Here is a 14,296-nt window from a genome sequence, read left to right as displayed (position 1 = left end):
GACGATTGTAAACGGATTGAAGGAGTGGCGGGATGATGATGGCAGGCGGTCGCCTCGGCTTGGGATTGGTCCTGCTGGCGGTGCTTGCCGCCGGCGGGGTCTATGCTTGGCGGCAGGCCGGAAACGGAGCCCTGCCGGAAGGGCTTGCAAGCGGGAACGGGCGCATCGAGGCGGTCGATATCGACGTCTCGGCGAAATCGCCGGGGCGCATCAGCGAGATCCTCGTCGACGAGGGCGATTTCGTGAAGGCGGGCGATATCCTTGCCCGCATGGATACGGCCGAACTCCAGGCCCGCCGCCGGCAGGCCGAGGCGCAGTCGCAGCGGGCCGCCATCGGCGTGGACACCGCACGGACGCTGATCGTCCAGCGGGAGGCAGAAAGGACGGCGGCGCAGGCCGTCGTCACCCAGCGCGAGGCCGAGCACGATGTCGCCGTGCGCACGCTGGCGCGCTCCGAACAGCTTGCCGCCAGCAACACGATCTCCCAGCAGATCCTCGACAACGGCCGGGCCGCCGAGCGCAGTGCCGCCGCCGCCGTCGCGGCCGCCGGCGCGCAGCTTGCGGCGAGCGAGGCGGCGATCAACGCGGCGCGGGCGCTGGTCGTGGACGCCGAGGCGGCGGTCGCCGCCGCGCATGCCGCGATCGAGGCGATCGACACGGAGATCAACGACGGCACATTGCGCGCGCCCCGCGACGGGCGCGTCCAGTACCGCGTGGCCCAGCCGGGGGAAGTGCTCGGCAGCGGCGGCAGGGTGCTCAATCTCGTCGATCTCGGCGACGTCTACATGACGTTCTTCCTGCCGACGAGCGAGGCCGGCCGCGTGGCGATCGGCACCGAGGTCCGGCTCGTCCTCGACGCCGCGCCGCAATATGTCATTCCCGCGAAGGCGACGTTCGTTTCGGACGTGGCGCAGTTCACGCCGAAGACGGTCGAGACCGAGGAGGAGCGCCAGAAGCTGATGTTCCGCATCAAGGCGCGGATCGCGCCGGAGCTGCTGCAGAAATATATCCAGCAGGTGAAGACCGGGCTTCCGGGCGTCGCCTATATCCGCATCGATCCGAAAGCCGAATGGCCGGCTTTCCTGCAAGGAAACCTGCTGCAATGACCTCGGGCACGCCGGTGGAGCGCCGGGTGGTCCGGCTGGAAGAGGTCGGCCTTTCCTACGGCGGGACGCGCGCGCTCGACGCCGTGAGCCTGGACATGCCGGCCGGCTGCATGGTGGGCCTGATCGGACCCGACGGCGTCGGCAAGTCCAGCCTGCTCTCGCTGATCGCGGGGGCGAGGACGATCCAGCAGGGCCGCGTCGAGGTGCTCGGCGGCGACATGGCGCGGTCCGCCCACCGGCGCGGCGTGTGCTCGCGCATCGCCTACATGCCCCAGGGTCTCGGGCGAAACCTCTACCCGACCCTCTCCGTGGTCGAGAACATCGATTTCTTCGGCCGGCTCTTCGGCCATGGCGGGCAGGAGCGGGAGCGCCGCATCGCCGAGCTGCTCGACGGCACCGGGCTTGCGCCCTTCGCCGACCGGCCCGTGGCCAAGCTTTCGGGCGGCATGAAGCAGAAGCTCGGCCTGTGCTGCGCCCTGATCCACGATCCGGACCTCCTGATCCTCGACGAGCCGACCACCGGGATCGATCCGCTGTCGCGCCGCCAGTTCTGGCGGTTGATCGAGCGCATCCGCAGCGGCCGGGACGGCATGAGCGTGATCGTCGCCACCGCCTATATGGAGGAGGCGGCGCGCTTCGACTGGCTGGTGGCGATGGACGAGGGGAAGGTCCTCGCCTCGGGCACGCCGGCCGATTTTCTTCGCCGCACGGATACCGCCGACCTCGACGCCGCCTTCATCGCCCTGCTGCCCGCCGGAAAGCGCGACGGCCACCGCGCCGTCGTCATGCCGCCGCGCCCGGCCGATGCGGCCGGCGAGACGGCGATCGAGGCGGACCATCTGAGCAAGCGCTTCGGTGATTTCACGGCCGTCGACGATGTGAGCTTCCGCATCGCGCGCGGCGAGATCTTCGGCTTCCTCGGCTCGAACGGCTGCGGCAAGACGACCACGATGAAGATGCTGACCGGCCTTCTGCCTGCAAGCGGCGGACAGGCGCGGCTGTTCGGTCGGCAGATCGATCCGCGCGACCTGACGGTCCGGCGGCGCGTCGGCTACATGTCGCAGGGTTTCTCCCTCTATTCGGAACTCACGGTCCGCCAGAATCTGGAGCTGCACGCGCGCCTGTTCGGCATGCCCCCTTCGGATATCGCGGTGCGGGTCGGGGAGGCGGCGATGAGATTCCAGCTTGCCGATCACATGGAGGCACTGCCCGGCGCCCTGCCGCTTGGTATCCGCCAGCGGCTGTCGCTGGCGGTCGCGACCATCCACAAGCCCGATATCCTTATCCTCGACGAGCCGACGTCCGGCGTCGATCCCGTCGCGCGCGACGCCTTCTGGCGTATCCTCGCCGATCTGTCGCGGCGCGAGGGCGTGACGATCTTCGTGTCGACCCATTTCATGAACGAGGCCGAGCGCTGCGACCGCATCGCGCTGATGCATGCCGGCAAGGTCCTCGTCAGCGACACGCCCGCGGCCATCAAGGCCGCCCGCGGCGCCGAAACGCTGGATGCCGCGTTCGTCGGCTATCTGGAGGAGGCGGCAACGGCGCAGGAAACGCCCGCCCCCGCCATGGAGCCGGCCGGCCACACGACACATCCGCGGCCGCAATCGAGGTTTTTCGCGCCTCGCCGCCTGTTCGCCTATACGCGGCGGGAAACGCTCGAACTGCTGCGCGACCCGATCCGCGCGGCGCTTGCGACCATCGGCAGCCTGATCCTGATGTTCGTCATCGGCTACGGCATCAACATGGATGTCGACAATCTTTCCTTCGCCGTGCTCGACCATGACGATACCGCCATCAGCCGGGACTATGTGCTCCAGCTTTCCGGCTCCCGCTTCTTCACCGAAAAGCCGCCGCTTGCCGGGTATCCGGAGATGGACCGGCGCATGGAAAGCGGCGAACTCAGCCTCGCGCTGGAAATCCCGCCGGGCTTCGGGCGCGACGTGGCGCGGGGCCGGACCGTCGCCATCGGCGCCTGGATCGACGGCGCGATGCCCACGCGGGCGGAGACCGTCCGCGGCTATATCGAAGGCATGCACATGACCTGGCTCGCGCAGAGGGCGCGCGAGGTCTATGGCAAGGCCGCGGCCTCCGGCGATTTCAAGCTGGAGGTGCGCTACCGCTACAATCCGGATGTGCGCAGCCTCGACGCCATCGTGCCGGCCGTCATCCCCATGCTGCTGTTGATGATCCCGTCCATGCTGGCGGTCCTGAGCGTCGTGCGCGAGAAGGAACTGGGATCGATCGTCAATTTCTACGTCACGCCGGTCACGCGGCTGGAATTCCTGATCGGCAAGCAGATCCCCTATGTGCTCGTGGCGATGATGAATTTCCTCCTGCTGACGGCCTTCGCCATCTACGTTTTCGACGTGCCCTTTACCGGCAGTTTCGTCACGTTCGCGGCGGCCGCCTTGCTCTATGTCGTCGTGGCGACCGCCATGGGACTGGTCCTCTCCACCTTCCTGAACAGCCAGATCGCGGCGATCTTCGCGACCGCGCTCGTCACCATGCTGCCGGCCTCGCAATATTCGGGCCTCATCGATCCGGTGACGTCGCTTCAGGGGTTCGGCGCCTTCATCGGCCGGATCTACCCGACGACCCACTTCATCACCATCGCGCGCGGCACCTTCTCCAAGGCGCTCGGTTTTGCCGACCTCGCCGGCGCCTTCGTGCCGCTGCTCGTCGCGGTTCCGGTCCTGATCGGCCTCGGCGCGGTCTTTCTCAGAAAGCAGGCGCGGTGATGCGGGCGGCAAACATCTTTCATCTCGGGGTGAAGGAACTGCGGGGCCTTGCGCGCGACCCCGTGCTTCTCATCCTGATCGTCCATGCCTTCACGCTCGCGATCTATACCGCCTCCAAGGCGATGCCGGAAACGCTCAACCGCGCGCCGATCGCCATCGTGGACGAAGACCGGTCGGCCGTCTCGGTGCGCATCGCCAGCGCCTTCTATCCGCCCTATTTCGTCCCGCCGCGGCTCATCTCGCATCACGAGATGGACAGCCGCATGGATGCCGGTCTCGACACTTTCGCGCTCGATATCCCGCCCGGCTTCCAGCGCGACCTGATCGCCGGCCGCACGCCGACGCTCCAGCTGAACATAGACGCGACGCGCATGTCGCAGGCCTTCGTCGGCGGGGGATATGTCCAGTCGATCCTGTCGGGCGAGATCGGTGAATTCCTCGCCGGGCACCGGCCGGATACCACGCCGCCCGTCGCCCTCGACCTGCGCGCCCGTTTCAACCCGGAGCTCGACAAGGGATGGTTCGGCGCGATCAGCGACGTCATCACCTCGATCACCATGCTGTCGATCGTGCTGACCGGCGCGGCGCTCATCCGCGAGCGCGAGCACGGCACCATCGAGCACCTGCTCGTGATGCCGGTGAGCGCCTTCGAGATCATGCTGGCAAAGATCTGGTCGATGGGTCTTATCGTGCTGGCGGCGTCCGCCCTCTGCCTCGTCTTCGTCGTGGAGGGGCTGCTGGCGGTGCCGCTTCATGGCTCGCTGGGCCTGTTCCTCGCCGGCGCCGCGCTCGACATCTTCGCCATGACCTGCCTCGGCATCTTCCTTGCCACCGTGGCCGGTTCGATGCCGCAGTTCGGGCTACTCCTCATGATGGTGCTGATGCCACTGCAACTGTTGTCGGGTGGGGTCACGCCGCGCGAAAGCATGCCGGAGATCATCCAGATCATCATGCTCGCGGCGCCCAACACGCATTTCGTGATGCTGGCGCAGGCCGTCCTGTTCCGCGGCGCGGGGCTCGATGTCGTCTGGCCGCAACTGGCAGCCATGTTCCTCATCGGTGCAGCGCTCTTTGCGTTCTCGCTCCGCCGGTTCCGGCACTTCCTGATATGACGCCAAGTAAGAAGGTCCTGATCGCCGTTGCGCACCGGCCCGATTGGCGTCTGGTCGCCACCGGCCATCTGCAACCCGCAGCCGCCAGAATGCCGCGGCTAGAGAGCCGCCCGAAGCGTCAGCCCGGGCGGCCGCTGCATTCAGGCACTCATGCGCGGCGGGGTGGGTGGCCCGGACCGCTGCCAGACCGGCGGCATGGCCTGGACAGGCAAGCCCGCTTCAAGGCAGGCCGCAACGAAGGCTTCCCGCGCAACGGCGACCGGCACCTGGCGAAGGAGTGCGGCGCGGCACTTCTCGCAGGCGCGCTTGTAGCGCTGGCCATGGCGAAGCGGCCATTCGTTTTCCAGAAAGTCGAGAGTATCGTTGACGCTGTCGAAGGTACGGCCAAGCCCGTTGGACAGGTGCACATGCAGGGGCGTCGAGAAGAATACGTCAGCCAGCATCGAATTCCTCCTTTCAGTTGGACATCTGGCCTGTTCGATATGGGCAATGCTTTCGCGACTTCAAGAACCCTCGGAGCGGTCGATTGCGAGGTTTTTCGCGCGGAGGATGAGCACGCTGCCGCGGAGGCCAAGCGGCGTTCCAAACGCGCTATCCCGCATTCGGGGTGAGCAGCAGGACAGGCTCGACGTTCAGCGCTTCTGCAATCCGCTCGACCACGGCGAGCGTCGGGTTCTTCTGGCCACGCTCGATGCCGCCCATGTAGGAGTAGGCAAGACCGACCTCGATTGCCAGAGACTCCAAAGTCATGCCGCGTTCCAGACGGACCTTTCGAACGTTCTCCCCTAAAATCTGTGCCATACGCATGGGCCGCATAGCGATGAGTAAACCTTCAGCTTTACCAGTCATTATAGTGACTGATAGGCTGGGGATTTCAGGGTTAGGCTTAGCCGTTCGTATACCCATGGCAGATGCCGTGATGCCCGAGCAGCGGGCGTAGCGCTTGAACGGACATCTGCGGCGAATGGTTCCTGTCCGGCGCCCATGGCGGGCGGCGGCTGGGCAGGCTTAAGGGGAGGTTGATATTGCGAGTTGGTTCTGCCGGTGCGTCCGGCTCATTGCCCAACTTGGCACGGCAGTCATTCCGGTCCTTGCCGACCTTGATCCTCGCCTTGAGCGCGGCCCTTCTTCTCTCCTACGAGCTCTGGCGCAGCTATGCCGCGGCCCGCGAGGACGCTGAACGCAACGTCTCGAACCTCATCCACGTCATGTCCGAGCAGGTCGCCCGCACGATCCAGTCCGTCGACGTCAACCTGCAGGACATTGCCGGCGAACTCGCGGCCGCTCCGGCCATGCCCGACAACGATCCCGCCTTCCGCGCCCGCCTGCACAAGAGACTGGCGTCGATGCCGTTCGTGCGCGCGCTCTTCGTTATCGACCGCGGCGGCTACATTTCCCATGACACCGATTTCCCGAGCACGCCCAGGGTCAGCCTGGCCGACCGGGACTATTTCAGGATCCACCAGAACGATCCTTCCGTTGGAATGCATATCGGCCGGCCGCTGAAGAGCCGTTCGCGCGGCGTCTGGTTCATCAGCCTGAGCCGGGGGATCGAGACGGCGGACGGCAGCTTTGGCGGCATCGTCGTCGCGGCGGTGGAACCGCTCTATTTCCAGAGCTTCTACCAGCAGCTCTGGGTGGGCGGCGGAACGGTCTCGCTGTTTCTTTCCCCGGGGACCCTGCTTGCCCGCTCGCCGGCCAGGGACGAGCTGATCGGCACGTCATTTGCGGGTGTCGAGCCCTTCCGCAGCCTGCTCGCCATGCGCACTTCCGGCGTCGACTGGCGCAAGAGCCCCATCGACGGGGTGATGCGCATCGCCGGCTATCAACGGCTGGACATTGCGCCGGTGATCGTGGTGGTGACGCTCAGCGAGGCCGATGTCATGCGGTCGTGGCGTTCCCATGCGACAGTTCTTCTGGTCGGCGCGGCCATTCTGTTCACCCTGCTCGCCGGCCTCGAATGGCTGTCGCGCCGCAGCCGGCGGCGCGAGGAGGCGGCGCGGCAGCGGCTGGAGACGACCCAGCGGCTGGAGGCCATCGGCCGCTTTGCCGGCAGCATCGCGCACGATTGCGGAAACCTGATGCGGATCATCCGCTCGGCGACCGTCGTCCTGCGCCCCCTGGTCAGGGACCGGCAGGAGGCGGAAAAGCTGCTCGATGAAGTCGACACCTCGCTCGACGCCGGGCGGGCCTTGGTCAACCGGCTGCTCGCCTATGCGCGCAACACCGAAATCCGTCTCGAAGCCGCCGATCCGGGCGAGCTTGTCCGGGAAATCCTGCCGATAGCGCGGCAGGCGGCAGGGCCGGGCATCGCGGTCGCCACCACCTCGGCGGGCGAAGCTGCGGCCTGCCGCATCGACAGGGCACAGTTCCAGGCGGCGATCGTCAACCTGGTGCTGAACGCCCGCGACGCGATGCCCTCGGGCGGGACGATCACGATCGATGTCCGTTCGGTGGAGGATATGGACCTGTCGGGCGCCACGAGCTGGGTGGATGTCAGCGTCACGGACGACGGGATCGGCATGAGCGAGGCGGTCCGGCGCCAGGCATTCGATCCGTTCTTCACGATGAAGGGGACGGGGGAGGGGCATGGCATGGGGTTGAGCCAGACGCAGGAATTCGTCCGGCAATGCGGCGGGCGCGCCGATATCTTCAGCCAGCCGGGCGAGGGCACGACCGTCCGGCTTCGCCTGCCGCAGGATCGGGGCGGTGAAGAGGAGATGAACGGGGCGGAGAAGGTGGAAGCCGATGTCTGAGGGCGTGAAGGCGGATGAAGCACTGGACGTGCTGGTTGCGGATGACCACCCCCTCATCCGCGCGGGTATCCGGGCGTTGCTGGCCGCCCGTCCGCACTGGCGCGTCTGCGCGGAGGCCGAGACGGGCGAGGCCGCGCTTCGGCTCGCGCGCGAACTGCGGCCTCATCTCGCCGTGCTGGATTATTCCCTGCCCGGGATCACCGGACTGGAGGTGACGCGCCAGCTCTGCCGGGAGATGCCGGGGATCGGCGTGCTGGTCTACACCATGCATGCCGACGAGCGGATGCTTCCGGCTCTGCTCGAGGCGGGGGCGCGGGGTTATGTGCTGAAGACGGAGGACGACGCCGCCTTGCTCGCCGCGATGGATGCCGTGGCGGCGGGCGATATCCACATCTCGCCGGAGGCGGCGAACCGGAAGACCATGCAGGGCGCCGCCTCCGTGCTGACGCCGCGGGAAATCGAGGTCGTCCGCCTGGTGGCGTTCGGCGAGACGAACAAGAGCATTGCCGCACAGTTGAATGTCAGCGTGAAGACCGTCGATACGCACCGGACGGCGGCGATGCGCAAGCTCGGCCTCCATACGGCCGTTGACGTGACGCTCTTCGCGATCCGCAACAAGATCATAGAGCCATAGTTTCCTCACGAACCGGCGATTTCCTTGACGCTTGTCAGGTGGTGGACGGAAAAGCCGGCCGCCTCGGGTGTATACCCGATAGTGCCCGCTCCTGCCGGATGCTACGGCGGGCGTTTCGCGGTTGCGATATGGCGGGAATATCCCGGGGCAAGCAGGCCTCCTTGCCGATCACGCCGCCTAAACGGACCTGAGCATGCAGCAGAAACAACCGAGCTTCGTTTCTTCCCGCCACTATATGGATGTCGCGGAGCGCTTCCTGGACGTCGGCTTCTGGAACGCCGACATGACGACGGGGGAGGTGCGCGGAACGGACGGATTCTACCGGATCCTGGGGTTGCCGCGGGACGAGGCGTTCAGCCTCCATCGCTGGGTTAGCCTGCTCCACCCCGACGATCGCGAGGATTTCCGCTCCCTGTACGCCGTCGTCACCATGGGCGTCTCGGTTTCCCGGGAGGTGCGGCTGGTCGACGGGGATCGCCCGCCGCGGCGCATTCGCATCGCCGTGGAAGAGCCGACGACGATGAACCGCATCGTCGGCCTGGTGCAGGATGCCGCCGCGGAGCGGGAGGCGAAGGCCGCCCTCTATCGCGAGCGCGCGCGGCTCAACGCCTTCATCGAGATGGTCGGCGGGGCTTTCTGGGCGCGCGACCTGAACAGCGTGGTGGGGGACCTGCGCGGCTGGGACAGCATGACCGGCCAGCCTCCGGTGCAATGCGGCAAGGAAGGCTGGCTGGAGGCGATCCATCCCGACGACCGCGAGCGGATCGAGGAGACAAGGGAAGCCTGCGAGCGCGACGGCCTTCCGCGCGACATATCCTATCGGCTGCTCTATGCCGATGGCCAATACCGGGAGGTGCTGGCGCGCACGACGCCCGTGCGCCAGGAAAACGGCACGCCGATCGAGTGGATCGGCCTCATCGAGGAAACATGGCGGCGCGATACGGTGGGGTCGCAGAACGACCCGACGCTTCGTCCGCAACAATTGCGTGCCGCGCGCGTGATGCTCGGCTGGTCCGCCGAGACACTCGCCCAGGAGGCAGGTGTCTCCATCGCAACGATCAGGCGATATGAGACCACCGGCGAGCACATGAAGGACGCGACGGTCTCCGCCATCGTCGCCGCGCTGGCGCGGCATGGCCTCGTGCTGACCTCCTCTTCCACGGAAATGGGCCTCAGGCTCCGGCATTCGCACATGCCCGACTGAACGGAGGTCGACGCGTGGAATTATACAATCTTATTCAATTGTTGCGGGCAGAATTCAGCTTTTGAGTAGAATAAGCGCAGTTTTCATGGACAGGGCGAGTGAAAGGGGCCGGTCTCGTTTCATGGTTGTCAAGGGAGCCTTGCTACTTTAGGGCATCCGAATAGATGCGATCGTATCGGTCCGACATGAAGACGGATTCGGGGCTTAGACATCATCATCGAGAAAGCCGCCGAGGTGCCCCATGCAGTCGAGTCCTTCTTCCACTCCAGCCGCGTCTGAAGCTCCGTCCGTCATCACGGGCGACGAGGAGGCCGAGCGCATCCGGCGTCTTGTTGCCCGCATGACCGAGGCGAAGAGGATGCTCGACGGCCTTCTCGCCAATCTGGCGCTGGTCGAGATGTCCATGACGGACTCCACGCCGGACGGCCCAACCCACTGAGCCCGTCCGCACGTTCGTGGACCTGAGGCGCCGGGCAGTTCCCGCCGCGCTTCAGCTATTCAACCATTCGAATGGATCGCAGTGCCGGCAGGTCGACAAGACGTTTGCGTGGGGCGATCTGCTGCGAAATTTTCAACCAGACCCGCTGCCGAGGAGGAACCATGACAGCCTTTTCTTTCGGCCTTGCATCGGATGCAAGCGCCATTCTTGCCGCAATGCACAAATCCCAAGCCATCATCGAGTTCGATTTGACGGGTAAAATACTGACCGCGAACGAGAACTTCTGCCGCGCGCTTGGATATGCGCTGCCGGAGATCATCGGACAGCACCATCGCCTTTTCGTCGATCCGGCGGAGGCCGCCTCCGAGGAATATCGCGCCTTCTGGGCCAAGCTGGCGCGCGGTGAATTCGATCAGCGTCAATACAAGCGCATCGGCAAGGGCGGCAAGGAGATCTGGATCGAGGCGTCGTACAATCCGGTGTTCCGCCGCGGCAGGCCCTTCAAGGTCGTGAAGTTCGCGACCGATATCACCGCGCAGAAGCTGAAGGGCGCCGAGGATGCCGGCAAGCTGGAAGCCCTGTCGCGCGCGCAGGCCGTCATCGAGTTCACGCCGGCCGGCGACATCCTCGCCGCCAACCAGAATTTCCTCGCCACGCTCGGTTACCAGTTGTCCGAGATCGAGGGCCGGCATCACTCGATGTTCTGCGACCCGACCTATTGCCAGAGCCCGCAATACCGCCAGTTCTGGGACCGGCTGAGGGCCGGCGAGTTCGTGGCGGAGGAATTCATGCGCATCGGCAAGGGCGGCCGGCGCATCTATATCCAGGCCTCCTACAATCCGATCTTCGACATGAACGGCAAGGTCTTCAAGGTGGTCAAGTTCGCCACCGACGTGACCGGCCGTGTCGAGAACGTCGAGACGCTGGCCGGTGCTCTGACGCGGCTCGCACAGGGCGACCTGACGCTGCACCTCGCCAACCCGTTCATCCCGAGCCTCGAACAGTTGCGCACCGACTTCAACGGCGCGTCCGAGCGGCTGCGCGCGGCCATGAGCGCGGTCGGCGAGAACGCGCAGGCGATTGCCGCCGGCTCGGGCCAGATCCGCTCTGCCGCCGACGACCTGTCGAGGCGCACCGAACAGCAGGCCGCCTCGGTGGAGGAAACGGCGGCGGCGCTCGAAGAGATCACGACCACGGTCGCCGATTCCAGCCGCCGCGCCGACGAAGCCGGAAAGCTCGTCGCAAGCACCCGCGAGAATGCGGAGAAGTCCGGCGAGGTGGTGCGCAAGGCGATCACGGCCATGGGGCAGATCGAAAGCTCCTCGCGGGAGATCTCCAACATTATCGGCGTGATCGACGACATCGCCTTCCAGACCAACCTCCTGGCGCTCAATGCCGGGGTCGAGGCGGCGCGCGCCGGCGAGGCCGGCAAGGGGTTCGCGGTCGTGGCGCAGGAGGTGCGCGAGCTGGCGCAGCGTTCCGCCAATGCCGCCAAGGAGATCAAGGCGCTCATCAACACGTCCGGCGAGCAGGTGAAGAACGGCGTGTCGCTGGTCGGCCAGACCGGCGAGGCACTGGAGCAGATCGTCCGGCAGGTGCAGGCCATCAACACCAATGTCGCGGCCATCGTCGAGGCGGCGAAGGAGCAGGCGACCGGCCTCGGCGAGATCAACCAGGCCGTCAACACGCTGGACCAGGGCACGCAGCAGAATGCGGCCATGGTCGAGGAATCGACGGCCGCCAGCCACAGTCTCGCCCGGGAGGCCGAAGCCCTCTTCAACCTCTTGGGCCAGTTCCGCGTCGGCGACGATAGCGGCAGAAGCCGGTCGATGGACCTGCACGACCAGCGCCCGGCGGCGTTCCAGCCGCGCAGGCTGGCCGGATAAGACAGGCGCATCCGGAAGGCGCGCCCTGCAGGCGGCGGCGCCCTTCCGGACGACTTGTCCTTCCTCTGTCCGACATGTTGTCCGCCCGTGCCAGGGGAATTCTAGTCATCTCTTTGAAAGGATAAAGTTTTTCAGTTGGTATGCTCTTTGCCTCATCCCTGTCGCCAGCGAGAAACAAGGTGGAAGGGGAAGCCAATATGTACAACGAGGGTCTCTTGATTGCACGCCTGCTCCTGGGCGTACCGTTCATCGTGTGGGGAATATTGAAGCTGCGTGGCGGCGAAGCCAAGTTGGTGCCGGGCCTTCAGGCCTTGGGACTGCCCGATGCCGTGTTCTTCGCCTACCTTATCGGATTCTGCGAGCTTGTCGGCGGGATCGCGATCGTCCTCGGCTATCCGGCGCGTACCGCAGGCATCCTGCTCGGCCTCTGGTGCCTGGTTACGGGCTATGATGCCCATAGGGGCAACATGACCGAACTTCTGAAGAACGTGACCATGGCAGGCGGCTTCTTCGCTCTGGCCACCGTCGGGGCCGGCTCGCTCTCCCTGTTCGGCGGCGCTCCCGGCGGCCTGTTCGCATATCTTCCCTAGGGTGGCGTGCGGCCGGCATCCGACGCGGCCGCGACACTATCGTTGAAGGACGGCAATCAGCCTGCGTGGTCAATAGACGTCGCGCAGGTATCGTTTTTCCCGCTTGAGCCCTGCGACATAGTCGGCCGCTTTATCCGCCGTCAGGCCGCCCTGGGTGGCGATGATCTCGACAAGCGCCTTGTCGACATCGTGCGCCATGCGGCTGGCGTCGCCGCAGACATAGAAGGCGGCGCCTTCCTCCAGCCAGGCGAAAAGCGCCTTGCCGTTTTCGCGCATGCGGGTCTGCACGTAGATTTTCTCTTGCTGGTCGCGGGAGAAGGCAAGGTCGAGCCGGGTCAGGAGCCCGTCGCGGCTCATCTCCGACAACTCGTCCTCGTAGATGAAGTCGCTTTCGCGGTGCTGGTCGCCGAAGAACAGCCAGTTTCGGCCCCTGGCACCCCGGGTACGGCGTTCCTGGAGGAAAGCGCGGAAGGGGGCGATGCCGGTGCCGGGCCCGACCATGATGACGGGCGCGTCATTGTCGGCGGGCAGGCGGAAGGACTTGTTCTGCGAGACGAAAATCCCCGCTTCCGCGCCCTCCGCCACCCGGTCGGCAAGGAAGGTCGAGCAGACGCCGCCGCGGTCGCGGCCGTCCGCGTGGTAGCGCACGCTGGCAATTGTGAGGTGCACGCCGCCGGCGGCCGCATGCGGGCTGGAGGAGATGGAATAGGCGCGGTGCTGGAGCGGTTTCAGCAGGGCGAGAAGGTCCGCAGCCGAAAAGGCCGATGGCGGCGCGAGGGCGAGGAGGTCGCAGATATCCTTGCCCCAGAGGAAGGCATCCAGCGCCTCCTTGTCGCCGTTGCGCAGCACATGGGTCAGCTCCTCGTTGCCGGCGCGGCGCTCCACCTCGGCGATCAGGTCGCGCGAAGGCGTGGAAATCTCGAATTTTTCGGTCAGCGCGGTTTCAAGGCTCGTCTCGCCGGCCGGCGTATGCGGATCGGCCCCGAGGTGTGAGAGGAGCAGCGAAACGAGGGCGGGATCGTTGACGGGCATGACGCCGAGCGCGTCGCCGGCCTCGTATTCCAGCCCGCTGTCGCCGAGGTCGAATTCATAGTGGCGGATTTCCTTGGCCGATGCGCTGCCGGAAAGGCGGCGGTTGACGGCAAGGCGGGACGGATAGGGGTTCTTGCGGCCCCAGCCCGCCGTCTTCGGCACGGCGACGGCAAGCGTCCCGCCGGAAACCGGTACTCCGCCGGCGTTTTCCGCGGCGAGCGGCAGGGCCTGCCCGACCCAGGCCGCAGCCGGATCCTCATAGTCGATGTCGCAGTCGCGCCGGGCGAGGATGCGGGTCGCGCCGAGCTGTTCGAGGCGCATGTCGATGAGCTTTCCGGCCTGGCAGAAGCCGTCATAGCCGGTGTCGCCCAATGCCAGCACGCCGAAGCGCAGGCTCTCCAGCCGCGGCGCGGTGGACGCGGAAATCGCCTCCCAGAAGAGCTGCGCGTTGTCGGGCATCTCGCCTTCGCCATAGGTGGAGGTGATGACGATCAGCCGCTCCATGGCGGCGAGTTGCTCCATGGTGATATCGTCGAGGCCGGCGACCTCGGGGGAAAGACCGAGCGCGCGGGCGTTCGCCGCCGCGTCCATCGCCACCCGTTCGGCGTTGCCCGTCTGGGTGCCGTAGAGGATGTGGAGGCTGGCGGCTTTTACAGGCGCAGCGGCGGCGGCAGTGACAGGCGTTTCGATGGCAAGGCGGGAATGGAGACCGGCGAGGAAACCGGAGAGCCAGGCCCGCTGGTCGGCGTTGAAGGGCGCGTCTTCGGGGATGTAGGGGATCTTCATCGTCTCTGTC

The 14,296-nt window shown here is 66.1% G+C and carries 12 protein-coding genes; 9 read left to right on the top strand and 3 right to left on the bottom strand.

Annotated features, from left to right (window positions below; all coding sequences use genetic code 11):
• Positions 1-38: 38 nt before the first annotated feature.
• From AABF56_RS28540 to AABF56_RS28530, 3 genes are read left to right on the top strand one after another with little or no spacing between them, the layout of a single operon-like run.
• The gene (locus AABF56_RS28540) at positions 39-1,106 is read left to right on the top strand and encodes an HlyD family secretion protein (RefSeq protein WP_443021232.1); all 1,068 of its coding nucleotides are present in this window, start codon (positions 39-41) and stop codon (positions 1,104-1,106) included.
• The gene (rbbA, locus tag AABF56_RS28535; RefSeq protein WP_272808423.1) at positions 1,103-3,847 is read left to right on the top strand and encodes a ribosome-associated ATPase/putative transporter RbbA; all 2,745 of its coding nucleotides are present in this window, start codon (positions 1,103-1,105) and stop codon (positions 3,845-3,847) included. The genes AABF56_RS28540 and rbbA overlap by 4 nt, the downstream gene beginning before the upstream one ends.
• On the top strand, positions 3,847-4,959 hold the full coding sequence (locus AABF56_RS28530; RefSeq protein ID WP_272808422.1) for an ABC transporter permease: 1,113 nt from the start codon (positions 3,847-3,849) through the stop codon (positions 4,957-4,959). Before rbbA ends, AABF56_RS28530 begins: the two co-directional genes overlap by 1 nt.
• Before the next feature lie 140 nt (positions 4,960-5,099).
• Here AABF56_RS28530 and AABF56_RS28525 read toward each other — a convergent pair whose 3' ends face one another.
• Positions 5,100-5,402 (bottom strand): DUF982 domain-containing protein, encoded by a 303-nt coding sequence (locus AABF56_RS28525; protein ID WP_272808421.1) that lies wholly within the window; start codon positions 5,400-5,402, stop codon positions 5,100-5,102.
• Positions 5,403-5,550: 148 nt separating this feature from the next.
• A complete protein-coding gene (locus AABF56_RS28520) occupies positions 5,551-5,709 on the bottom strand; it encodes a helix-turn-helix domain-containing protein (RefSeq protein WP_244770113.1) in 159 nt (52 codons plus the stop codon).
• Between the two features lie 362 nt (positions 5,710-6,071).
• Here AABF56_RS28520 and AABF56_RS28515 point away from each other — a divergent pair, with 362 nt between their 5' ends.
• The 6 genes from AABF56_RS28515 (at position 6,072) to AABF56_RS28490 (ending at position 12,468) form a co-directional block, all read left to right on the top strand.
• Positions 6,072-7,715 (top strand): hybrid sensor histidine kinase/response regulator, encoded by a 1,644-nt coding sequence (locus AABF56_RS28515; RefSeq protein ID WP_272808420.1) that lies wholly within the window; start codon positions 6,072-6,074, stop codon positions 7,713-7,715.
• The gene (locus AABF56_RS28510; protein WP_272808419.1) at positions 7,708-8,349 is read left to right on the top strand and encodes a response regulator; all 642 of its coding nucleotides are present in this window, start codon (positions 7,708-7,710) and stop codon (positions 8,347-8,349) included. Before AABF56_RS28515 ends, AABF56_RS28510 begins: the two co-directional genes overlap by 8 nt.
• A gap of 193 nt (positions 8,350-8,542) precedes the next feature.
• Positions 8,543-9,553 (top strand): PAS domain-containing protein, encoded by a 1,011-nt coding sequence (locus AABF56_RS28505; RefSeq protein WP_272808418.1) that lies wholly within the window; start codon positions 8,543-8,545, stop codon positions 9,551-9,553.
• 241 nt (positions 9,554-9,794) lie between these two features.
• Positions 9,795-9,992, top strand: coding sequence for a hypothetical protein (locus AABF56_RS28500; RefSeq protein WP_272808417.1), 198 nt, complete (start codon positions 9,795-9,797; stop codon positions 9,990-9,992).
• A gap of 161 nt (positions 9,993-10,153) precedes the next feature.
• The gene (locus AABF56_RS28495) at positions 10,154-11,878 is read left to right on the top strand and encodes a methyl-accepting chemotaxis protein (protein ID WP_272808416.1); all 1,725 of its coding nucleotides are present in this window, start codon (positions 10,154-10,156) and stop codon (positions 11,876-11,878) included.
• Between the two features lie 197 nt (positions 11,879-12,075).
• Positions 12,076-12,468, top strand: a complete 393-nt coding sequence (locus tag AABF56_RS28490) for a DoxX family protein (RefSeq protein WP_272808415.1) — start codon at positions 12,076-12,078, stop codon at positions 12,466-12,468.
• 69 nt (positions 12,469-12,537) lie between these two features.
• Here the strand turns inward: AABF56_RS28490 and AABF56_RS28485 are convergent, their stop codons facing one another.
• Positions 12,538-14,286 carry a sulfite reductase subunit alpha gene (locus AABF56_RS28485; RefSeq protein WP_272808414.1) on the bottom strand — a complete coding sequence of 583 codons (1,749 nt, stop codon included), beginning with the start codon at positions 14,284-14,286 and terminating at the stop codon, positions 12,538-12,540.
• Positions 14,287-14,296 lie beyond the last annotated feature (10 nt).

Origin of the sequence: Shinella sp. WSC3-e (genome assembly GCF_945994535.1) — a bacterium.
Lineage (GTDB): Bacteria > Pseudomonadota > Alphaproteobacteria > Rhizobiales > Rhizobiaceae > Shinella > Shinella yambaruensis.
The sequence above is the reverse complement of the archived record's forward strand: the minus strand, read 5'-3'. Positions and strand labels throughout refer to the sequence as shown.

Bases quoted from the DNA above. Each gene is read 5' to 3' on its own strand.
- AABF56_RS28505 (WP_272808418.1), top strand. From the start codon at position 8,543: ATGCAGCAGAAACAACCGAGCTTCGTTTCTTCCCGCCACTATATGGAT.
- rbbA (WP_272808423.1), top strand. From the start codon at position 1,103: ATGACCTCGGGCACGCCGGTGGAGCGCCGGGTGGTCCGGCTGGAAGAG.
- AABF56_RS28540 (WP_443021232.1), top strand. From the start codon at position 39: ATGGCAGGCGGTCGCCTCGGCTTGGGATTGGTCCTGCTGGCGGTGCTT.
- AABF56_RS28495 (WP_272808416.1), top strand. From the start codon at position 10,154: ATGACAGCCTTTTCTTTCGGCCTTGCATCGGATGCAAGCGCCATTCTT.
- AABF56_RS28500 (WP_272808417.1), top strand. From the start codon at position 9,795: ATGCAGTCGAGTCCTTCTTCCACTCCAGCCGCGTCTGAAGCTCCGTCC.
- AABF56_RS28485 (WP_272808414.1), bottom strand. From the start codon at position 14,286: ATGAAGATCCCCTACATCCCCGAAGACGCGCCCTTCAACGCCGACCAG.
- AABF56_RS28490 (WP_272808415.1), top strand. From the start codon at position 12,076: ATGTACAACGAGGGTCTCTTGATTGCACGCCTGCTCCTGGGCGTACCG.
- AABF56_RS28530 (WP_272808422.1), top strand. From the start codon at position 3,847: ATGCGGGCGGCAAACATCTTTCATCTCGGGGTGAAGGAACTGCGGGGC.
- AABF56_RS28525 (WP_272808421.1), bottom strand. From the start codon at position 5,402: ATGCTGGCTGACGTATTCTTCTCGACGCCCCTGCATGTGCACCTGTCC.
- AABF56_RS28510 (WP_272808419.1), top strand. From the start codon at position 7,708: ATGTCTGAGGGCGTGAAGGCGGATGAAGCACTGGACGTGCTGGTTGCG.
- AABF56_RS28520 (WP_244770113.1), bottom strand. From the start codon at position 5,709: ATGACTTTGGAGTCTCTGGCAATCGAGGTCGGTCTTGCCTACTCCTAC.